Source organism: Marinomonas profundi (assembly GCF_020694005.1).
Lineage (GTDB): Bacteria > Pseudomonadota > Gammaproteobacteria > Pseudomonadales > Marinomonadaceae > Marinomonas > Marinomonas profundi.
The window spans coordinates 1,467,790-1,485,969 of the sequence record NZ_CP073013.1; the positions used below are offsets into that span (position 1 = coordinate 1,467,790).

The 18,180-nt window shown below is 47.0% G+C and carries 16 protein-coding genes; 4 read left to right on the forward strand and 12 right to left on the reverse strand.

Annotated features, from left to right (window positions below; all coding sequences use genetic code 11):
- Positions 1-12: 12 nt before the first annotated feature.
- A complete protein-coding gene (locus tag J8N69_RS06875; RefSeq protein ID WP_168826688.1) occupies positions 13-993 on the forward strand; it encodes a polyprenyl synthetase family protein in 981 nt (326 codons plus the stop codon).
- Positions 994-1,062: 69 nt separating this feature from the next.
- Here the strand turns inward: J8N69_RS06875 and J8N69_RS06880 are convergent, their stop codons facing one another.
- Positions 1,063-1,956, reverse strand: a complete 894-nt coding sequence (locus J8N69_RS06880; RefSeq protein WP_168826686.1) for an alpha/beta fold hydrolase — start codon at positions 1,954-1,956, stop codon at positions 1,063-1,065.
- Positions 1,957-2,257: 301 nt separating this feature from the next.
- Here J8N69_RS06880 and fabA point away from each other — a divergent pair, with 301 nt between their 5' ends.
- Together fabA and fabB are read left to right on the forward strand one after the other, a co-directional pair.
- The gene (fabA, locus tag J8N69_RS06885; RefSeq protein WP_111608653.1) at positions 2,258-2,773 is read left to right on the forward strand and encodes a bifunctional 3-hydroxydecanoyl-ACP dehydratase/trans-2-decenoyl-ACP isomerase; all 516 of its coding nucleotides are present in this window, start codon (positions 2,258-2,260) and stop codon (positions 2,771-2,773) included.
- 26 nt (positions 2,774-2,799) lie between these two features.
- Positions 2,800-4,014 carry a beta-ketoacyl-ACP synthase I gene (gene fabB / locus J8N69_RS06890; RefSeq protein WP_168826684.1) on the forward strand — a complete coding sequence of 405 codons (1,215 nt, stop codon included), beginning with the start codon at positions 2,800-2,802 and terminating at the stop codon, positions 4,012-4,014.
- Between the two features lie 140 nt (positions 4,015-4,154).
- Here fabB and J8N69_RS06895 read toward each other — a convergent pair whose 3' ends face one another.
- The 6 genes from J8N69_RS06895 to J8N69_RS06920 all read right to left on the reverse strand — a co-directional run bounded on the left by J8N69_RS06895 (position 4,155) and on the right by J8N69_RS06920 (position 12,050).
- The gene (locus J8N69_RS06895) at positions 4,155-4,907 is read right to left on the reverse strand and encodes a lysophospholipid acyltransferase family protein (protein ID WP_168826682.1); all 753 of its coding nucleotides are present in this window, start codon (positions 4,905-4,907) and stop codon (positions 4,155-4,157) included.
- Between the two features lie 23 nt (positions 4,908-4,930).
- Complete coding sequence (locus J8N69_RS06900) at positions 4,931-6,046, reverse strand: 1-acyl-sn-glycerol-3-phosphate acyltransferase (protein WP_168826680.1); 1,116 nt, start codon at positions 6,044-6,046, stop codon at positions 4,931-4,933.
- Between the two features lie 85 nt (positions 6,047-6,131).
- Positions 6,132-9,059, reverse strand: a complete 2,928-nt coding sequence (locus J8N69_RS06905; RefSeq protein ID WP_168826678.1) for an insulinase family protein — start codon at positions 9,057-9,059, stop codon at positions 6,132-6,134.
- A gap of 168 nt (positions 9,060-9,227) precedes the next feature.
- On the reverse strand, positions 9,228-9,809 hold the full coding sequence (gene smrA, locus J8N69_RS06910) for a DNA endonuclease SmrA (protein ID WP_168826676.1): 582 nt from the start codon (positions 9,807-9,809) through the stop codon (positions 9,228-9,230).
- A 114-nt stretch (positions 9,810-9,923) separates the two neighbouring features.
- Entirely contained in the window at positions 9,924-10,652 is a 729-nt protein-coding gene (gene ssb, locus J8N69_RS06915) for a single-stranded DNA-binding protein (protein WP_168826674.1), read from the reverse strand.
- 39 nt (positions 10,653-10,691) lie between these two features.
- Positions 10,692-12,050, reverse strand: a complete 1,359-nt coding sequence (locus J8N69_RS06920) for an MFS transporter (protein ID WP_168826672.1) — start codon at positions 12,048-12,050, stop codon at positions 10,692-10,694.
- Between the two features lie 156 nt (positions 12,051-12,206).
- Here J8N69_RS06920 and uvrA point away from each other — a divergent pair, with 156 nt between their 5' ends.
- Complete coding sequence (uvrA, locus tag J8N69_RS06925; RefSeq protein WP_168826670.1) at positions 12,207-15,029, forward strand: excinuclease ABC subunit UvrA; 2,823 nt, start codon at positions 12,207-12,209, stop codon at positions 15,027-15,029.
- Between the two features lie 159 nt (positions 15,030-15,188).
- Here uvrA and rplQ read toward each other — a convergent pair whose 3' ends face one another.
- From rplQ to rpsM, 5 genes are all read right to left on the reverse strand, one after another.
- On the reverse strand, positions 15,189-15,566 hold the full coding sequence (gene rplQ / locus J8N69_RS06930) for a 50S ribosomal protein L17 (protein WP_168826668.1): 378 nt from the start codon (positions 15,564-15,566) through the stop codon (positions 15,189-15,191).
- A 42-nt stretch (positions 15,567-15,608) separates the two neighbouring features.
- Positions 15,609-16,613: a DNA-directed RNA polymerase subunit alpha gene (locus J8N69_RS06935; protein WP_168826666.1), complete on the reverse strand. Its 1,005-nt coding sequence runs from the start codon at positions 16,611-16,613 to the stop codon at positions 15,609-15,611.
- A gap of 33 nt (positions 16,614-16,646) precedes the next feature.
- On the reverse strand, positions 16,647-17,267 hold the full coding sequence (rpsD, locus tag J8N69_RS06940) for a 30S ribosomal protein S4 (protein ID WP_168826664.1): 621 nt from the start codon (positions 17,265-17,267) through the stop codon (positions 16,647-16,649).
- Between the two features lie 14 nt (positions 17,268-17,281).
- The gene (gene rpsK, locus J8N69_RS06945) at positions 17,282-17,674 is read right to left on the reverse strand and encodes a 30S ribosomal protein S11 (protein WP_009836290.1); all 393 of its coding nucleotides are present in this window, start codon (positions 17,672-17,674) and stop codon (positions 17,282-17,284) included.
- Positions 17,675-17,739: 65 nt separating this feature from the next.
- Positions 17,740-18,096 (reverse strand): 30S ribosomal protein S13, encoded by a 357-nt coding sequence (gene rpsM, locus J8N69_RS06950; protein ID WP_013797821.1) that lies wholly within the window; start codon positions 18,094-18,096, stop codon positions 17,740-17,742.
- Positions 18,097-18,180: the final 84 nt, after the last annotated feature.

Here is an 18,180-nt window from a genome sequence, read left to right on the forward strand (position 1 = left end):
TTCGGAAATTGCATGCAACCTATACAAATACACGATGTTGTGGCCAATGAATTTGGCCAAGTGAACGACTATATTGTGTCACAACTTAGCAGTGACATCCCGCTCATAGAGCAAATCGGCTACTACATCATTAGTAATGGTGGAAAACGGCTCAGGCCGCTATTGGTATTGCTGGCGGCAAAAGCGAGCGCCGAACTCGACGCCAAAAAACTCGAACAAGCCATTCAGATGGCGACCATTATCGAATTTATTCATACCTCGACATTATTACATGACGATGTAGTGGATGAATCCGATATGCGTCGAGGCAAAAAAACCGCCAACGAAGAATGGGGTAATGCCCCCAGCGTTCTGGTGGGAGACTTTCTGTATTCGCGCGCTTTTCAAATCATGGTCGATGTCGGCAGCATGCAATGCATGAGCATTTTAGCCAAAACCACCAACATCATTGCCGAAGGCGAAGTTCAGCAATTAATTAACTGTGGCGACCCAGACACAACAGAAGAAAGTTACTTAAAAGTCATTCAATATAAAACCGCCAAATTGTTTGAAGGCGCGGCACTCTGTGGGGCCGTTGTCGCAGGCGCAAGCGCTGAACATCAAGAGGCCCTAAGACAGTTTGGTTCGCACGTTGGCACCGCTTTTCAGCTCATTGACGACGTGATGGATTACACCAGTACAGCAGAAGAAATGGGCAAGAGTGTTGGCGATGACCTTGCCGAGGGCAAACCCACCTTACCGCTCATATTCACCATGAAACACGGCCCTAAAGACGCCGTAGAGCGGGTCAGACAAGCCATACTAACCGGCGGACTTGACCAGCTAGATACGATTATCAATGATGTGCAAAACTGTGGCGCGATTGAATACACCCAGCAAAAAGCACAGCAACAGGCAGACCTAGCAATCCAAGCCATTGCGTCATTGCCAGAGTCGGACTATAAAGCCGCACTTGTCGCACTCGCCAACGCATCGGTAAAACGCCGCCACTAGCCGTTCATAAACTAAAAAACCAAACATAGTGCTTAAGCTATGTTTGGTTTCTGCGTTCACTTTCCCACATTAAGCGTTTTTTAGTGCCTCCATTACCGCCTGAGCGGCCATCGCAGAATGCTGCTGCATAAAACAATGCCCTCCGTCGACCTCGATGACTTGAATGTGCGGATTCAGCTTTGCTGCTAGTTGGTAAGCTTCTTTGAAATAATCAAACGTCTCTTTACCCTGAATAATGTAAGTTGGCACAGATATCTTCGCAATCGCCCCCCAGAGCCGCTTGGGATAACTCGAAAATATCGCCGCTTCCATCCACGACGGACAACTTAATTGATAATGCCCTTTTTCATCATGCTTAATAGAAGACGCAATATAGTCTTCCAAGCAAGCTAACTCCCAACCTTTAAACGTGCCCCTTTCAAAAAAGTTACTTTTCACTTGCGCAAAACTTTCCCATTGCGTCCGGCGACGACGAGCCTGTTTAGCCAAGGGGATCTGACTTTTTAAGCCTGCCAGTTTGACGCCGCGCATCATCCAAATTAAACGCGGCGGAAAAAGCGCAGGATCCAATAAAACCAAACGATCAAAAAGCGTAGGCTCTTGCTCACTCATCAGCATGGTCATGCAACCGCCAAAACTATGCCCCATACCAATCAATTCGGTTTTCGGCAAAGCCACACGCTGCGCATCCAGCGACTCAACAAACCGAGACGCAGTCGCATTCCAGCCAATAAACTGCTTTCCCGCGGTAGATTCTCCGTGACCTGCCGCATCTTGCATAATCAAATTGTAACCTTTTAGCTTTTCCAAAAAGCACAAATACGTCTTTACTGAAAAGCCATTACCATGCAGAAAATGAAGCGTTGGCTGATTTTCTTCCACTCGCCCAAGATATCCTTGGATATGGCCATCACCCACTTTATGCTGCCATGACGTTAAATCTATACGGTTACTTACACTCATAAAGGCACCCAAAAACAGTAAAGAACAACCAAACTCACGATCCTAACAGAAAACACATAGAAACGACCTTTTAATAAAAAACGCATTAAAGCCAAGCTTCACAACCCAATTTTCCAGCTTATTTTCCTCTCAGAGCCCAAAATGATCATTTTTTATGCAGGTAATTTGGTTTTTTTCCGTTCAAACATTCATATTAGAGTTTCAAACCGATATAATCAGCAAGATTTTTTACTGCAATCTGGACCACACAAATCCGCCAGACCCTGTTAAGTCATCGGCTGGATGTGGATATAGGACTATAATGACTACAGCTTCATCTTTTGAAAAAGACGAACTATTAAAATGCGGCCACGGTGAAATGTTTGGTGCAGGCAATGCCCAGCTTCCTGTCGGCAATATGCTAATGATGGATCGCATTACTCACATCTCGACTGAAGGCGGGGAACACGGCAAAGGCGAAATTATTGCTGAGCTCGACATCCACCCTGACCTTTGGTTTTTTGCGTGTCACTTCCCTGGCGACCCAGTTATGCCAGGCTGTTTAGGCTTGGACGCAATGTGGCAGCTAGTAGGATTTTTTCTAGGCTGGAAAGGCAATAAAGGTCGCGGTCGCGCCCTCGGCTCTGGTGAAGTTAAATTCACTGGGCAAATTCTGCCAACCGCGAAAAAAGTTACCTTCCACATCAACTTGAAACGCGTTATTGAGCGCAAGTTAGTGATGGGGATTGCAGACGGAAGTGTTAAAGTTGATGGTCGTGAAATTTACACCGCAAAAGACTTGCGGGTAGGCTTATTCACGTCAACGGATAACTTCTAAAGTTTAAGAATGAAAGAGGCACATTTATGCGTCGTGTAGTAGTAACAGGTCTTGGCATTGTCAGCTGTCTTGGCAATGATAAAGAAAGCGTTCTAAACTCCTTACGCGAGGGCCAGTCTGGCATTCGTTTCGCTGAAGACTATAAAGAGCATGGCTTTCGTAGCCATGTTTGTGGTCGCATCGACTTAGATGCTGAAAGTATTGATCGCAAAATTCGTCGCTTCATGGGCGATGCCGCGACTTACGCTTATGTATCTATGCAACAAGCGATTCTAGACTCTGGCTTAACAGAAGACCAAGTATCCAATATTCGTACTGGTTTAGTGGCTGGATCTGGCGGCGCATCTGCCAAAAATCTAGTCGATTCTGCAGACACGCTACGTGAAAAAGGCGTTAAGCGCGTTGGCCCGTACCGCGTCACCCAAACCATGGGCAGTACTGTCTCTGCTTGTTTGGCGACACCGTTCAAGATCAAGGGCGTTAACTATTCCATCACGTCCGCATGTTCAACCAGTGCACACTGTATTGGTAATGCCATGGAGCTTATCCAGTTAGGCAAACAGGACATCGTCTTTGCCGGTGGTGGTGAAGAAGAGAGCTGGACTCAAACTTGTATGTTTGATGCCATGGGCGCTCTATCGTCTAAATACAACGAAACACCTGAAAAAGCGTCTCGCGCCTACGATGCAAACCGTGATGGTTTCGTTATTGCTGGCGGTGGCGGTATGCTCGTTATCGAAGAGCTAGAACACGCCAAAGCTCGCGGTGCAAAAATCTACGCTGAATTAGTAGGTTACGGTGCAACATCTGATGGCTACGACATGGTAGCCCCTTCCGGTGAAGGCGCTGTACGCTGCATGCAAATGGCGATGAGCACAATTGATGGCGACATTGATTACATCAACACTCATGGCACAAGCACCCCTGCTGGCGACATGAAAGAGCTACAAGCCGTCAACGAAACTTTCGGTGATAAAATCCCTTTGATCAGCTCGACAAAGTCTTTGTCTGGCCACTCTTTGGGCGCTGCAGGCGTTCATGAAGCGATCTACTGCTTGCTGATGATGGAAAACAACTTCATCGCCGCTTCCGCAAACATAGATGAACTTGACCCAGCCGCCGGAAACATTCCAGTGGTAACGACGCGTAAAGACAATGCAGATTTGAATCTGATTATGTCTAACAGCTTTGGATTTGGCGGCACCAACGCCAGCTTAGTATTCAAAAAATACACAGCGTAAATAATCCGTCACGGTAAAACGCCAAGACGGACCAAAAGCACAAAAAAGCCGCAACCAATTGATTGCGGCTTTTTTATGTAGGCCACTTTATAATCGCTAGTGGGTCTTTTCACTAACAGCTTTTCGTTAAAGCCTTCTTGCTAAAACAGAAAGTCATTGCCTTTCGGCAGCTTCGCCATTTCCGTTCGCATCCAAACATCCATTTCATCGTGTAAAGCCGATGTTTTCTTGCCTTCAGACTCAATAATAGGGCCAATAACCACCCGAATCGAGCCGGGGAATTTACGCCAGCGCTTACCTGGCCAAGTATAGCCCGCGTTATGCACCACAGGCAGAATAGGCACACCTGCGGACGTGGCCAGCATGGCAGCGCCTTTATTAAAGGCTTGCTCTTCGTTTGGTGCGATGCGCGTACCTTCTGGAAAGATCAACACAGAGCGACCATCGTCTAAGCGCTCTTTGCCCTGACTAATAATTTGCTTCAAGGCATTGGTGCGCTGAGAGCGATCAATCGCGATAGGTTGCACCATACGCAATCCCCAACCAAAGAATGGCACGGACAATAGCTCTTTCTTCAATACCGTAGAAACCGGCGCCATCAGCACTTGCAAAACATAGGTTTCCCACTCGCTTTGATGATTGGCCACCAGCACCACGGGACGGTTTTTATTAATATGCTCTAAGCCAATAATCTCAACCTTCACACCACAAAAAACCCGAAAGACAAACAATAAGCCTTTGTTATGCAGATTCAATACTGGCTGGCGATAATTCTTCGGCAACAAAACCGTTGCGAAAGGCGCCAACACACCAAATATAATGGTGGATACCATGTAATAAATGGCGAATATTATTGAGCCGACCCACGACCTCAACGCCCCCAACATGCTCATTGACACCTTACTCCCCGCATTGCTTATTCGAATGATTTATTCAGATACTTTTTTTGTTGCTTCAATGGATTGGCGTACATAGCCAACACCGTTTCTCTTAAATTCTCAGGGCAGCGCTCAAGGTAATTCGAAAACGCACTGTCACCTGAAGGCAAACCCTGCTGCAAAGCAAGTGCCGCCTCATTAGTAGACTGAATCGCATAGTGGGTAATAATTTGACGATCAACTTCAGCAACAAAGGCTTCCGGCGTTTCAAAACCGTCTTTTATCACATCGCCAAACGTAACCACTACCTTGCCTTTTTGACCGACAATGCCATTTTTAATGCTGTCTATGTCTTCAAATTCGGCTTTTTCATAAGCCCCTGTCGTCGACTTTTGATGCAACTCGCGCGCCTTATCAAAGGCACAAGGATCGTATTCATAAGCAATCGAAACGGGGACAATTTTTAAGTTCGCCATGGCGTCAGCGAAAGGCGTCTTTGCCTTCTTTTGGCTCATAAAGAACATTTTGATAATCGCAGGGTCGGTTTGATCTAAACCATCTTTGGCACGCCCTTCTTTTTGCGCAATCCAAATGTTCGCCTGATCTGTCATCAGCGACTCTGTGATATAAGCAGATAATTGCCCAAACGCCGCCATCATTTCTCGAATACCATTGGCCGAGCGTTTGACGATAAAGCTTTTATTAAGGCGCATTAGGTCCGACACAAAAGGACGACGCAATAAGTTATCGCCAATGGCAATTCGCACCGTATTCAACCCCGCCAAGTACAAACCATAGTTAACAAAAGCAGGGTCCATGGCGATGTCTCTATGATTCGACAAGAACAAATAACCAACGCCTTTTTCTAGCTTTTCAATGCCACGGTATTCCACATTCGTGGTCGTGGTTTTTATCATCCGTTCCATGTAGCTGGCGACACGCGTTTGGAATTCATGAACATTCGAAATATTAGCAATCTGACGCTTTAGCGCCAGTTTGACGCAAAATGCCAACGGCGCACGTAAAAACCTAGGCCATTGGGCAAAACGAAAGCCAATAATCGTATTAATAAAATCGGGCATTTCAACCAGATTATTCAACACCTTGGCGACTTCATCGTCGTTGTAGGGGCGTATATCGTGAAACTGATCCATTTAATTTTCCGTCAGTAAAACTGTTTGGTTTTTTGTTATTAATTGAGACCTTTGCACCATTGCAGTACAAAGGCCTCAGTCTTTTTTACAGCGCTTGAATATCAAACCCTAATGCTTCCAACTCCGCACGCTTAGACGTGGACGTCACAACGGCGATGTTTTCGTTTTCTTTGGTTAAGTACGTCTTAGCCACTTGTTTCAACTGCTCGATTGTCACCGCCAAAACCTTGGCGCGAAACGCTTCTCTGTAGGCTAAACTGCGGCCATGTAGATGCACATAGAAATCACTTTGCGCTTCTCCCGCTGGCGAGCCAGGTTTATCCATCGAACCAATCACGCCTAAAACCGCTTCTTCAAGCGCCTCTTCAGTGTGTGTTTCATCGAGCATCCACGCAACCGAAGCATCGAAATCCGCCAAGGTTTCTGTCAAACGCGGATCACGATAGGAGTAAAAGCGGAACGACCCCGTGCTGCCATCAAACGTCGCCCCACCGCCATAAGCTCCACCCTGCTCTCGAATAGCGCGATGTAAGAAACCATTACGCAAGAAGCCACCCAATACCGTCAAAGCGGCAACATCTGGGTGATCGCCAAAGGCGGTACGAAAGGCTTTACTGCAAAAACTCACCTGAGTCGACGTCAGCCAAGCGACTTTCACTTTAGAATCCACCGCCGCCATCGAGAATTTAGTCTGCGCGGTACCGGTCGATAAATCGGCAAAAACAGCCTGAACCTGATCTATCACGCTCGCTTCATGCTGAGGCTCTGCAACAAGCAGCAACTGTTTGTTCGCTTGCAACAACTTATCGTGCAAACGCTTGAAAATAGCCAAGACATTTTCCGCGGTTTTGCTGTCGGCCTTCATCGCATCGTCCAATGCAATCGCGGCACGAATGCCTGACATGCCACTCCATTTTTCCTGTTGCGACGCCAAACCGGACAGCGCACTTGCCGCCGCTGTCATCGCCAACGAGTGCCCTTGGCCAGTAATAGACTGTTCGCGACGAGCACGACGTTGCGCCACCAGCTCTTTCACTCGACTCACTTCATCAAAGCGCACATTAAGCATGGTGTCTTTCAGCAACTCGCTCATCGCCTGAACATTGGGCACCAAGGCTTTGGAGGACAGAATAAAGTAACCATTCAATGCTTGGCGATCGTCAATCGTCGCACGAATCGAGTTAGACGCGCCTAAACCGCCACACACCTGAGCTTGGCGCTCCTGCACAGCAAGGTAATCGTCTTCCCCAATGCCCAGCTCCGTCATCATAGAAGAGAACAAAGGCAAATATTCCGTTTCTTCTGCATCCAGTTCAGGCAGGTCAATCACCAACTGCTGATAAACCAAGCCATTTGTGCCTTGAGGGTAAAACGTAATCGGCAAATCCCCCGCGACTTTTTCATGCTCATATTCTGGCAAACGCGCAGGCACATCTTCTAAACCCACTTTCGGCAGAATACTCATGTCGTCAACTTGCGATTGGCGCGTCTTCAATGCCGCACTGCGGGCAATAATCTGTTGTTTTTCTGTATCAGACAAGGCGGCTTTAATCTTGCTGAGACGGTCTTTTTCCGCCTGATTACGGCGGGTTTCAAGAGCATCGTCTGGGCTTAATGTGATCGTTACCCGATGCGCATTGGACAACAACAAGCTTTTAATCAAGTTCGGGATATAGCCTTGATCCTGCACCTTGTCACGCATTGCATTAATTACAGGGTCAAGGTCAAGCTGAGCAATCACATCACCGGCATGTACGGCGGTGGATAAACCGGCCAAGATCAATTGCAAGCCATAAGGGTAACTGCCACCGCCAATTTCACGCTGACTTAATTCCAATTGATGCAACATGGCATCCACCATGTCTTGTGGCACGCCTTTCTCTGCAATGCTTTCGAGTGTCGACAACACCAAGGCTTCGACTTTCGGTGCGTCTTCTCGCTTAACGCCTTCCAGCCCACACATGAAGCTCATTTCTTTATTGCTGTCTTCAAGGCCACACATTGGCGATGGCGCACGGCCAAGTTCGCTGTTTTCTAATACTCGCATCAAAGGCGATGCGCTGTTATCGAGCAAGACGCTAGACAGCAATTGCGCTTCAAACTGTTGGTTCAAATCGGTACTTTCTCCCAATAACCAACCGACCACCACATGACTGCCATCTTCTTTCACTTCATCCGCTGCATAACCTTCTTCCACTCGCACCGGAGAAAAATAGCGCTTAGCGTTGGGTACGCTTACTTGATCTTCAACGGGCAAACGTTCAAATCGACTCAAAACTTTCGCTTCAAATTCCGCCTGCAGTGTGTCGGCTGGAATATCACCAAAGGTCATGAAAACAGCGTTAGACGGATGGTAATGGGTTCGATAAAACGCCAACAAATCTTGGTAGGATAAATCGGGAATATCGGCTGGTTCACCACCAGAATTGAAATGATAGGTATTGTTGGGGAATAAATACTTGGTTAGCGTTTGCCACAACACGGATGTGGTTGAGCTCATGGCGCCTTTCATTTCATTGAAGACCACACCTTTAAAGGTCAAATCTGACTCAGCGTTGTCAGGCTCGGCAAACTCTAAGCGGTGGCCTTCTTGGGAAAAATCCAACTCATCCAAACGCGAAAAGAACACCGCATCTAAATACACATCCAACAGGTTGTTAAAGTCTTTCTTATTCTTACTGGCAAATGGATACGCCGTCCAATCAGAAGAGGTAAACGCGTTCATGAAGGTATTCAACGAACGACGAATCATCATAAAAAAGGGATCACGCACTGGAAAGCGCTCAGAGCCACACAACACAGTGTGCTCTAAGATATGCGCGACGCCGCAAGAATCCGTCGGCACCGTTTTTAATCCCACTAAAAAGACATTCTCGTCATTCTCGGACGCGATATGAAAATGCTTAGCGCACGTTACGGTGTGCTCAAACTCTTGGACAGTTACATTAAGAGCATCAATATACTCACTGCGAAGAAACGTAAACGCAGGATGGTGCGCGGTGCTATTTGCCATTCTCTACCTCGATAGAATTAGAATACGATAATTATAATATTTTGGGGCAGCTTGGACACATTCAAGACAACATAAGTCCAAGACAGCAAAGTGGCGGAATTATAGCAAAAACATGGCTTTTACTGCACGAACTAACGTGAATACTCCCATTTCAATAGAAGCAAAGCATTAACGCTTCTGGTGTTTTTCCCAATCGTCCAAACGCGCTTTTTCCGTCTTCTTAAACAACACATACACCGCCCCCAAACCACCATGATGCCGTTGCGCGCTATGAAACGCCATCACAGCATCCAGCTCTCTCAGCCATTTATTAATATGACTTTTAATCATCGCTTGGCTATCGGGATCTGGCGTGCGGTCGCCCTTGCCATGTACGATGATAGCGACGCGAATATCATTACGCATACAGTCATCAACAAATTGGTACACTTGTTCTCGCGCTTGCGCCACCGTATGGCGATGCAAATCCAAACGCGCTTCTATGCCATATTTACCTTGCCTAAGACGCTTAAACACACCGTCTTGCACACCAGAGCGCTTATATTCAAGCACATCATTTGGCTCGACCTTTTCCACATAGTCTTGCGACAAATGATTTCTGTCTGCCTCCTTCGCAATCAACGCCGCCTTTTGGCGCACCAAAAAATCGACCTGAGGACCTTTCTTAACTAAATATACTTCGCTTTTTTTCAGTGGCTTAATGCCCGCCACCTCTTGAGCGAACAAAGACGTTTCATCTTCGTCGTCCACAGCTTACATCCTCTTTGATTTACTCATCTTATTTAGCACACCACTATAGAACAATAAAGGCCCCTAAAAGGAGCCTTTATTACGTCAACACCTGTGTATCAAAGGGCTAACAAGCTAGAACGGGATGTCATCGTCGAAGTCGTCAAAGTTTGGCGCTTGCTGAGGTTTTGGCTCAGGTGCTGGAGCGCGCTGTGGTGCTGGCTGCTGTGGCGCGCGTTGAGCCGGTGCTTGCTGTGGCGCGTTACCCCAGCTGCCGAAAGACTGCGGCGCGGCCTGTTGTGGCGCAGCGGCTGGCTGGTGAGCCGGTTGCTGTGACGCCTGTCCATAACCGCCCTGTGGCTGATTGAAACCACCTTGAGGTGCGTGCTGCTGTGGTGCGGCTTGTTGAGGTGCTTGGCCGTATCCACCTTGCGCAGGCGCGGCTTGTTGTGGCGCGCTGCCGTAACCGCCGCCTTGTTGAGCATCGTAACCACCGCCTTGCTGGCCCGCGTTATCGCCACGGCCGTCTAGCAATTGCATTTCGTTGGCAACGATTTCTGTGGTGTAGCGTTTAACGCCGTCTTTTTCCCACTCACGAGTACGCAACGACCCTTCTACGTAGACTTTAGAGCCTTTCTTAATAAAATCGCCAGCGATTTGACCAAGACGAAAGTTACCACGGTCCATAAAGGCGACACGATGCCATTCCGTACGCTCTTGCATTTGACCCGTTTGCTTATCACGCCAGCTTTCTGTTGTTGCTAAGTTAACGTTTGCAACGGCGGCGCCAGACGGCATAAAACGCACTTCGGCATCGTTGCCTGCGTTACCAATCAAGATTACTTTGTTTATTCCACGTGCCATGACGTTCTTCTCCAACTAAAAGATAGAATAGTGTTTTACTTAAAGACGCACTTGCGGTGCCAGACGCACCAGAGCCTCTTTGTCTAATATTTTTTTATCGACTTTCAGATAAGCCGTTTGCTCATCTTTAAAAAATTGCATACCTTCCACTCCTTGGATTTGCGCAAGTTGATCCGCCAACTTCGTTACTTCTTCATCTGTCATATTGGGCAGGCTAAACGCCAGACTGCTTAACTGGCGAGGCGCCGGCTGGACAACACAAACAAGTGCCCAAGCCAAGAACACCACACCGACCACCCAAAAGACACCGCTATTCGAATGATGCTGAAGCAGCCAACCGCCACCAACACCACCCAAAAATGACCCCATAAACTGATGGGTAGAAAACACCCCCATTGCCGTGCCACGATAACCTACCGGTGCTAGCTTACTAAGCAGAGAAGGCAACACCGCTTCCAGTGAATTAAAGCCAACAAAATACACCCATAACAAGACCCCAAACACCCACAGGTAGGGCGCCCATTGCAGTAATATCGAGCTTAAGCCTAACAGCACCAGCACGGCGAACAGCACGTCTTTCGTCTTACCTTTTGATTCGGCAATAATCACTAATGGTAACATACCTGCGAAGGCAAAACCCATGATGGCTAAGTATAACCAGCTATGCTGCGACAAGGGTAAATCAAACTGCTGGATCAACAAATTGGGCACTGTCACAAACAACGCTGTTAAGCTGGCGTGCAATAACAAGACGCTGACATTCAAGAAGCGCAATTTTGAATCTTTCAACACCAAACCTAGTGCCTGAATACTGGGTGTCGTATCGCGTCGGAAAGTATGTTGAACGATATTCGGCACGGCAAAAATGATCAAGACAATGCCCAGTAAAGAGAGCGCAAAAGACAGATAAAAAAGCCCCGACAGCCCCACTAAAGCAAAAATCCAGGGCCCCAATACCAAAGACAACATAAACGAAGCGCCAATACTAATGCCCACCATGGCCATGGCTTTGGTACGGTTCTGCTCTCTCGTCACATCACTTAATAATGCCATCAAGGTACTGGCAATAGCGCCCGCACCCTGGACCGCCCGTCCGAATATCAGTGTCATTATGTCCGTTGCGTTCGCACAAATTAAACTGCCCACGGCAAACAACAACAGTCCAATGACGATAACGCGCTTGCGGCCGATTTTATCTGACCACATTCCCATTGGAATCTGCAAACTCGCTTGAGTCAGACCATAAATACCAATCGCTGTCCCGATCAACGCCGCATCCGCGCCAGTTAAGCCATCAGCGGCCACACTGATAACCGGCATAATAAGGAACAGGCCTAACATTCTGAATAAATAAATCAGCGCTAAAGCAAGAACTGAACGACGCTCAAGTAGATCCATAAAGAGGTTACAACCGTTTAACATGGAGGCTTAGGGAAAAAGATGTCAATTTTACAGAAAATACCGTTGAAGCTCCATTTCAACTACTGTAAAAATAGACAGTTATTTAATTTACTCACAGATTCACTCTGTTGATCGACTTCACATTGGAGACTCATGGATACCATTACCCTACGCGGGGCCCGCACTCACAATTTAAAAAATGTGGACCTAGACATCCCAAGAAACAAACTTGTGGTGATTACTGGCCTATCCGGCTCAGGTAAATCCTCTCTCGCTTTCGATACTTTATACGCCGAAGGGCAGCGTCGCTATGTAGAATCGCTCTCGACCTACGCAAGACAATTTTTATCCATGATGGAAAAACCAGACATAGACCATATTGAAGGTCTTTCCCCTGCGATTTCCATCGAGCAAAAATCCACCTCTCACAACCCCAGATCAACAGTGGGTACAATAACAGAAATCTACGATTATCTACGATTGTTATTTGCCCGTGCAGGACAACCTCGCTGCCCAGATCATGGCGAACCATTAGAGGCACAAACCATATCACAAATGGTCGATAAAGTTATATCGCTACCAGAAGAAACCAAGATGATGCTACTTGCCCCCATCGTTAAGGATCGAAAAGGTGAGCACTTACACACTATTAGCGATTTGCTGTCGAAGGGCTTCATCCGTGCCCGAATCGATGGCATTGTGGTTGACTTGGACGACGCGCCAACATTAGAAAAGAATAAGAAGCACACTATCGAAGTCGTGATTGACCGTTTCAAAGTGCGTTCTGATCTGCAATTACGCTTGGCCGAATCGTTTGAAACTTGCCTTGGTTTATCGGATGGCATTGCCAAAGTCATCAATATGGACGACGAAAAAGAAGAATATATTTTCTCTAGTAAATTTGCCTGTCCCGTTTGTGGCTACAGTTTAACGGAATTAGAACCTCGCCTTTTTTCTTTTAACAATCCAAATGGTGCTTGCCAAACCTGTGATGGGCTAGGCACACACCAAATGTTTGATCCGGATAGAATCATTCAAGATGAAACGCTCACTCTCGCAGAAGGCGCGATTCGCGGCTGGGGTCGACGCAGTATTTTTTACTACCAACAACTGAGCGCCTTGGCAAAACATTATGGATTTGACATAGAGTCGAAATACAAAGACATCCCTAGCGAATTCAAAAAACGTATTTTGCAAGGCTCCGAAAAAGACAAAATAGATTTCATCTATATTAATGAACGCGGCGATAAAATGACGCGCTCTCATTCATTTGAAGGTGTTATCCCAAATCTACAACGCCGCTATCACGAAACCGAGTCCGACAGCGTGCGTGATGACTTATCACAGTACATCAGCATTCAAGCTTGCCCAGATTGTCATGGCACTCGACTCAATCGATCTGCCCGCAACGTCTTTATTGCCGAGCAGACCCTACCGGAAGTAGTGACCTACCCCATCGCAGAATGCTTGAAGTATTTTGAAGCGCTCGAACTACCGGGATCGCGCGGGGAAATCGCCTCGAAAATTCTTAAAGAAATTCGTGACCGCCTCACCTTTCTAGTCAACGTTGGCTTGGAATATCTCACTCTGGACCGCAAAGCCGACTCACTCTCTGGCGGCGAAGCGCAACGTATTCGTCTTGCTAGCCAAATTGGTGCCGGCCTGGTTGGTGTTATGTATATCCTTGACGAACCGTCAATTGGCTTACACCAGCGCGACAACGAACGACTCATTGCCACATTGACTCGACTCCGAGATTTAGGCAATACCGTCATTGTAGTAGAGCACGATGAAGACGCGATCCGCGTTGCCGACTTTGTGGTCGACATAGGCCCAGGGGCCGGCGTTCATGGCGGACAAATTATTGCCAGTGGCACACCACAAGATATTATGGATTGTCCGGAATCCGTGACCGGGCAATTTCTAACTGGCAAACGAAAAATTGCCATCCCCGCCATTCGACACAAAGCCAAAGACCAGCAGTTTCTCAAACTGATCGGCGCAACAGGCAACAATCTCAACACCGTTAACCTGCAAATCCCCGTCGGCGTGATGACGTGCATCACAGGCGTGTCTGGCTCTGGCAAGTCAACCTTAATAAATGGCACCTTGTACCCGCTTGCAGCAACAGTTCTTAATGGCGCGACCACACTGAAGGCCGCACCGCATGAACGCATTGAGGGCTTAGACTTATTTGATAAATGTGTGGACATTGACCAGAGCCCAATTGGCCGTACACCAAGATCAAACCCTGCCACCTACACTGGCATTTTCACCCCGATGAGAGAGCTGTTCTCGGCAACGCAAGAATCTCGCTCACGAGGCTACAAGCCGGGACGCTTCAGCTTTAACGTCAAAGGCGGCCGCTGCGAAGCCTGCCAAGGTGATGGCGTCATTAAGGTAGAAATGCACTTTCTCCCTGACGTTTACGTGCCTTGCGATGTATGCAAAGGCAAACGCTACAATCGTGAAACCTTAGAAATACACTACAAAGGCAAGAACATTCGCGAATGCTTAGAAATGACCATTGAAGACGCTAGGGAATTCTTTGATCCCGTCCCTTCTATTGCGCGAAAACTGCAAACTCTGATAGACGTAGGCTTAGGCTACATACGACTAGGGCAAGCGGCGACAACCTTGTCAGGCGGTGAAGCGCAGCGCGTTAAACTTGCCAAAGAGCTCTCTAAACGAGACACCGGTGCCACTTTGTATATCTTAGATGAGCCGACAACAGGATTGCATTTCGCCGATATTGAGCAGTTATTAAAAGTGCTCCATCGACTCAGAGACCATGGCAATACCGTCGTTGTCATCGAGCATAATCTTGATGTCATAAAAACAGCAGACTGGGTTGTCGACTTAGGGCCAGAAGGCGGCAGCGGAGGCGGTTATATCGTCGCAGAGGGCACACCAGAAGAGATTGCTCAGGCAGAAAAATCTCATACCGGACGCTTTTTAAAGCCGATGCTCAGTTAGTTATTGTGATAAAAAAAACAAAAACACCCGATGAAAGCGTATTTCATCGGGTGTTTTTTTATACCCTATCTTGGCACCAAGACACCTTAATAGCGGTTTAATTCAGGCAAAAAAAAGCCGAGCTAATTAAATAGCTCGGCTTTTTATTACAAACTGATATTACTCAGCGGCTTCTGTGACTGGACGATCGACCAATTCAACATAAGCCATAGGCGCATTGTCACCTGAGCGGAAGCCACATTTAAGAATGCGAACATAACCACCAGGACGAGCTTGGTAACGAGGACCAAGTTCAGAGAACAATTTACCTACTGCATCTTTGCTACGAGTACGAGCAAAGGCAAGGCGACGATTCGCAACAGAATCAACTTTCGCCAATGTGATTAACGGCTCAGCAACACGACGTAGTTCTTTTGCTTTCGGCAACGTAGTTTTAATAACTTCGTGTTCGAACAAAGAAGCAGCCATGTTTTTAAACATCGCTTTACGATGTGAGCTAGTACGGTTTAAGTGACGTCCACTCTTACGATGACGCATTTTACATTCCTTACCAAACTACGGTGGTCAGGGAACAATGACCTAGCGAGCTAGAACTTTGCTATCGTCTTTCAAACTAGCTGGTGGCCAGTTTTCTAAACGCATTCCCAAAGACAAACCACGCTGTGCTAAAACATCTTTGATTTCAGTTAACGACTTCTTACCTAGGTTAGGCGTCTTAAGAAGCTCAACCTCAGTACGTTGAATCAAATCACCGATGTAATAAATGTTCTCTGCTTTTAAACAGTTAGCACTGCGAACGGTCAATTCAAGATCATCAACCGGGCGTAGCAAAATTGGATCAATCTCATCCTCTTCTTCTACAACAGGCGCTTCGCTCTCGCTTTCAAGGGCGACGAACACAGCAATTTGCTGTTGTAAAATAGTCGCTGCGCGACGAATGGCTTCTTCAGCATCAATAGTACCATTAGATTCGATGTCTAAGACTAACTTATCTAAATCTGTACGTTGCTCTACACGAGCATTTTCGACACTGTAAGCCACACGACGAACAGGGCTGAATGAGGCATCCAGCTGCAAGCGACCGATTGGACGAGTCTCATCGTCGCCAGCAACACGAGCATCAGCAGGCTCATAACCACGACCACGTGCGACTTTGATCTGCATAGTTAACTCAGCAGTATCATCTAAGTACGCAATAACATGATCAGGGTTCGCGATCTCTGCATCTGCAACTAGCTGAATATCTCCAGCAGTCACGATACCAGGACCCTTTTTACTTAGAGTAAGAGTTGCTTCATCTTGCCCGTGTAGAGCGATCGCAACTCCTTTCAGGTTAAGAAGAATTTCAATTACATCTTCTTTAACCCCTTCGATTGCGCTGTATTCGTGTAATACACCGTCGATCTCAACTTCAACAATCGCACAACCTGGCATTGAAGACAGAAGAATACGGCGCAGCGCGTTACCCAAAGTATGACCAAAACCACGTTCTAGCGGTTGCAGTGTAACTTTAGCGCGACAATTGCCCAATTCCTGCACTTCAATGTTGCGTGGGGTTAACAATTCGCTCACTGAACGCTGCATAGATCCACCTATTTCTTAATCCTAATCACCAACTTACTTAGAGTAAAGTTCGACAATTAGGTTCTCATTAATTTCAGCTGATAAATCGGCACGCTCTGGAACAGCTTTGTAAGTTGCTTCCAGTTTAGTTGAATCAACTTCGATCCAATGGATCGGTGCACGACCTTTAGATAGCTCTAGTGCGCTTTGTACACGCAATTGCTTCTTAGCTTTTTCACGAATTGACACTACATCACCAGCTTTCACTTGGTAAGACGGAATGTTAACCGTTGCGCCATTTACTAGAATGCCTTTATGGCCTACTAGTTGACGAGCTTCTGCACGTGTAGAACCAAAACCTGAGCGATAAACAACGTTATCTAAACGTGATTCCAAAAGTTGCAAAAGGTTCTCACCGGTTGCGCCTTTAAGACGAGCTGCAGATTTGTAGTAATTACGGAATTGCTTTTCAAGCACACCGTACATACGACGTACTTTTTGTTTCTCACGTAACTGTAAGCCGTATTCAGAAAGACGACCACGACGTGCACCATGCACACCAGGAACGGTTTCTACTTTACATTTCGACTCAAGAGCGCGTGAACCGCTCTTCAATTGCAAGTCGGTACCTTCACGACGAGACAACTTACAAGTTGGACCTATATAACGAGCCATGTATCTGTCTCCTCTTAAACGCGACGTTTCTTAGGTGGACGGCAACCGTTGTGCGGAATTGGCGTCACATCTGTGATGTTATTGATACGCAAGCCCAATGCATTTAATGCACGAACTGCGGACTCACGACCAGGGCCAGGGCCTTTGATCATTACGTCAACGTTTTTAAGGCCGAACTCTTGTGCGACAGCACCGGCACGTTCCGCGGCTACCTGAGCTGCGAAAGGTGTACTTTTACGAGATCCGCGAAAACCAGAACCACCGGCCGTAGCCCAAGACAAAGCATTGCCTTGACGGTCAGTGATAGTCACGATCGTGTTGTTAAATGACGCGTGTACATGAGCAACACCGTCGACAACCGTCTTTTTGACTTTTTTCTTGGTATTGCGCGTAGCTGGCTTAGCCATATTGCACTTTCCTATTTAATGCTCAGCTCTAGCAAACATAGCGGCTAGAGCGAAACGCGTTTAAATTACTTACGAATAGGTTTACGAGGACCTTTTCGTGTACGAGCGTTCGTTTTGGTGCGTTGACCACGAACTGGTAGGCTGCGGCGATGACGAATCCCGCGGTTGCAACCTAAGTCCATCAAACGTTTGATAGACATACTGACTTCACGACGTAAGTCACCCTCTACAGTATACTTAGCAACTTCGCCACGAAGCTCATCAAGGATATCATCACTTAAAGAACCTATTTTCGCAGTTTCTGCAACACCTGTAGCAGCGCAAATAGCGCGTGAACGAGTGCGACCAATTCCGAAGATGTAAGTCAGAGAAATGACCGCATGTTTATTGTCAGGAATATTGACACCGGCTATACGAGCCATTCACTTTACTCCGTTGTTATTGATGAATAACTATAATCCATCACTTAGCTTACATAAGGGCGGCTGATTATGCCTACATTTAGG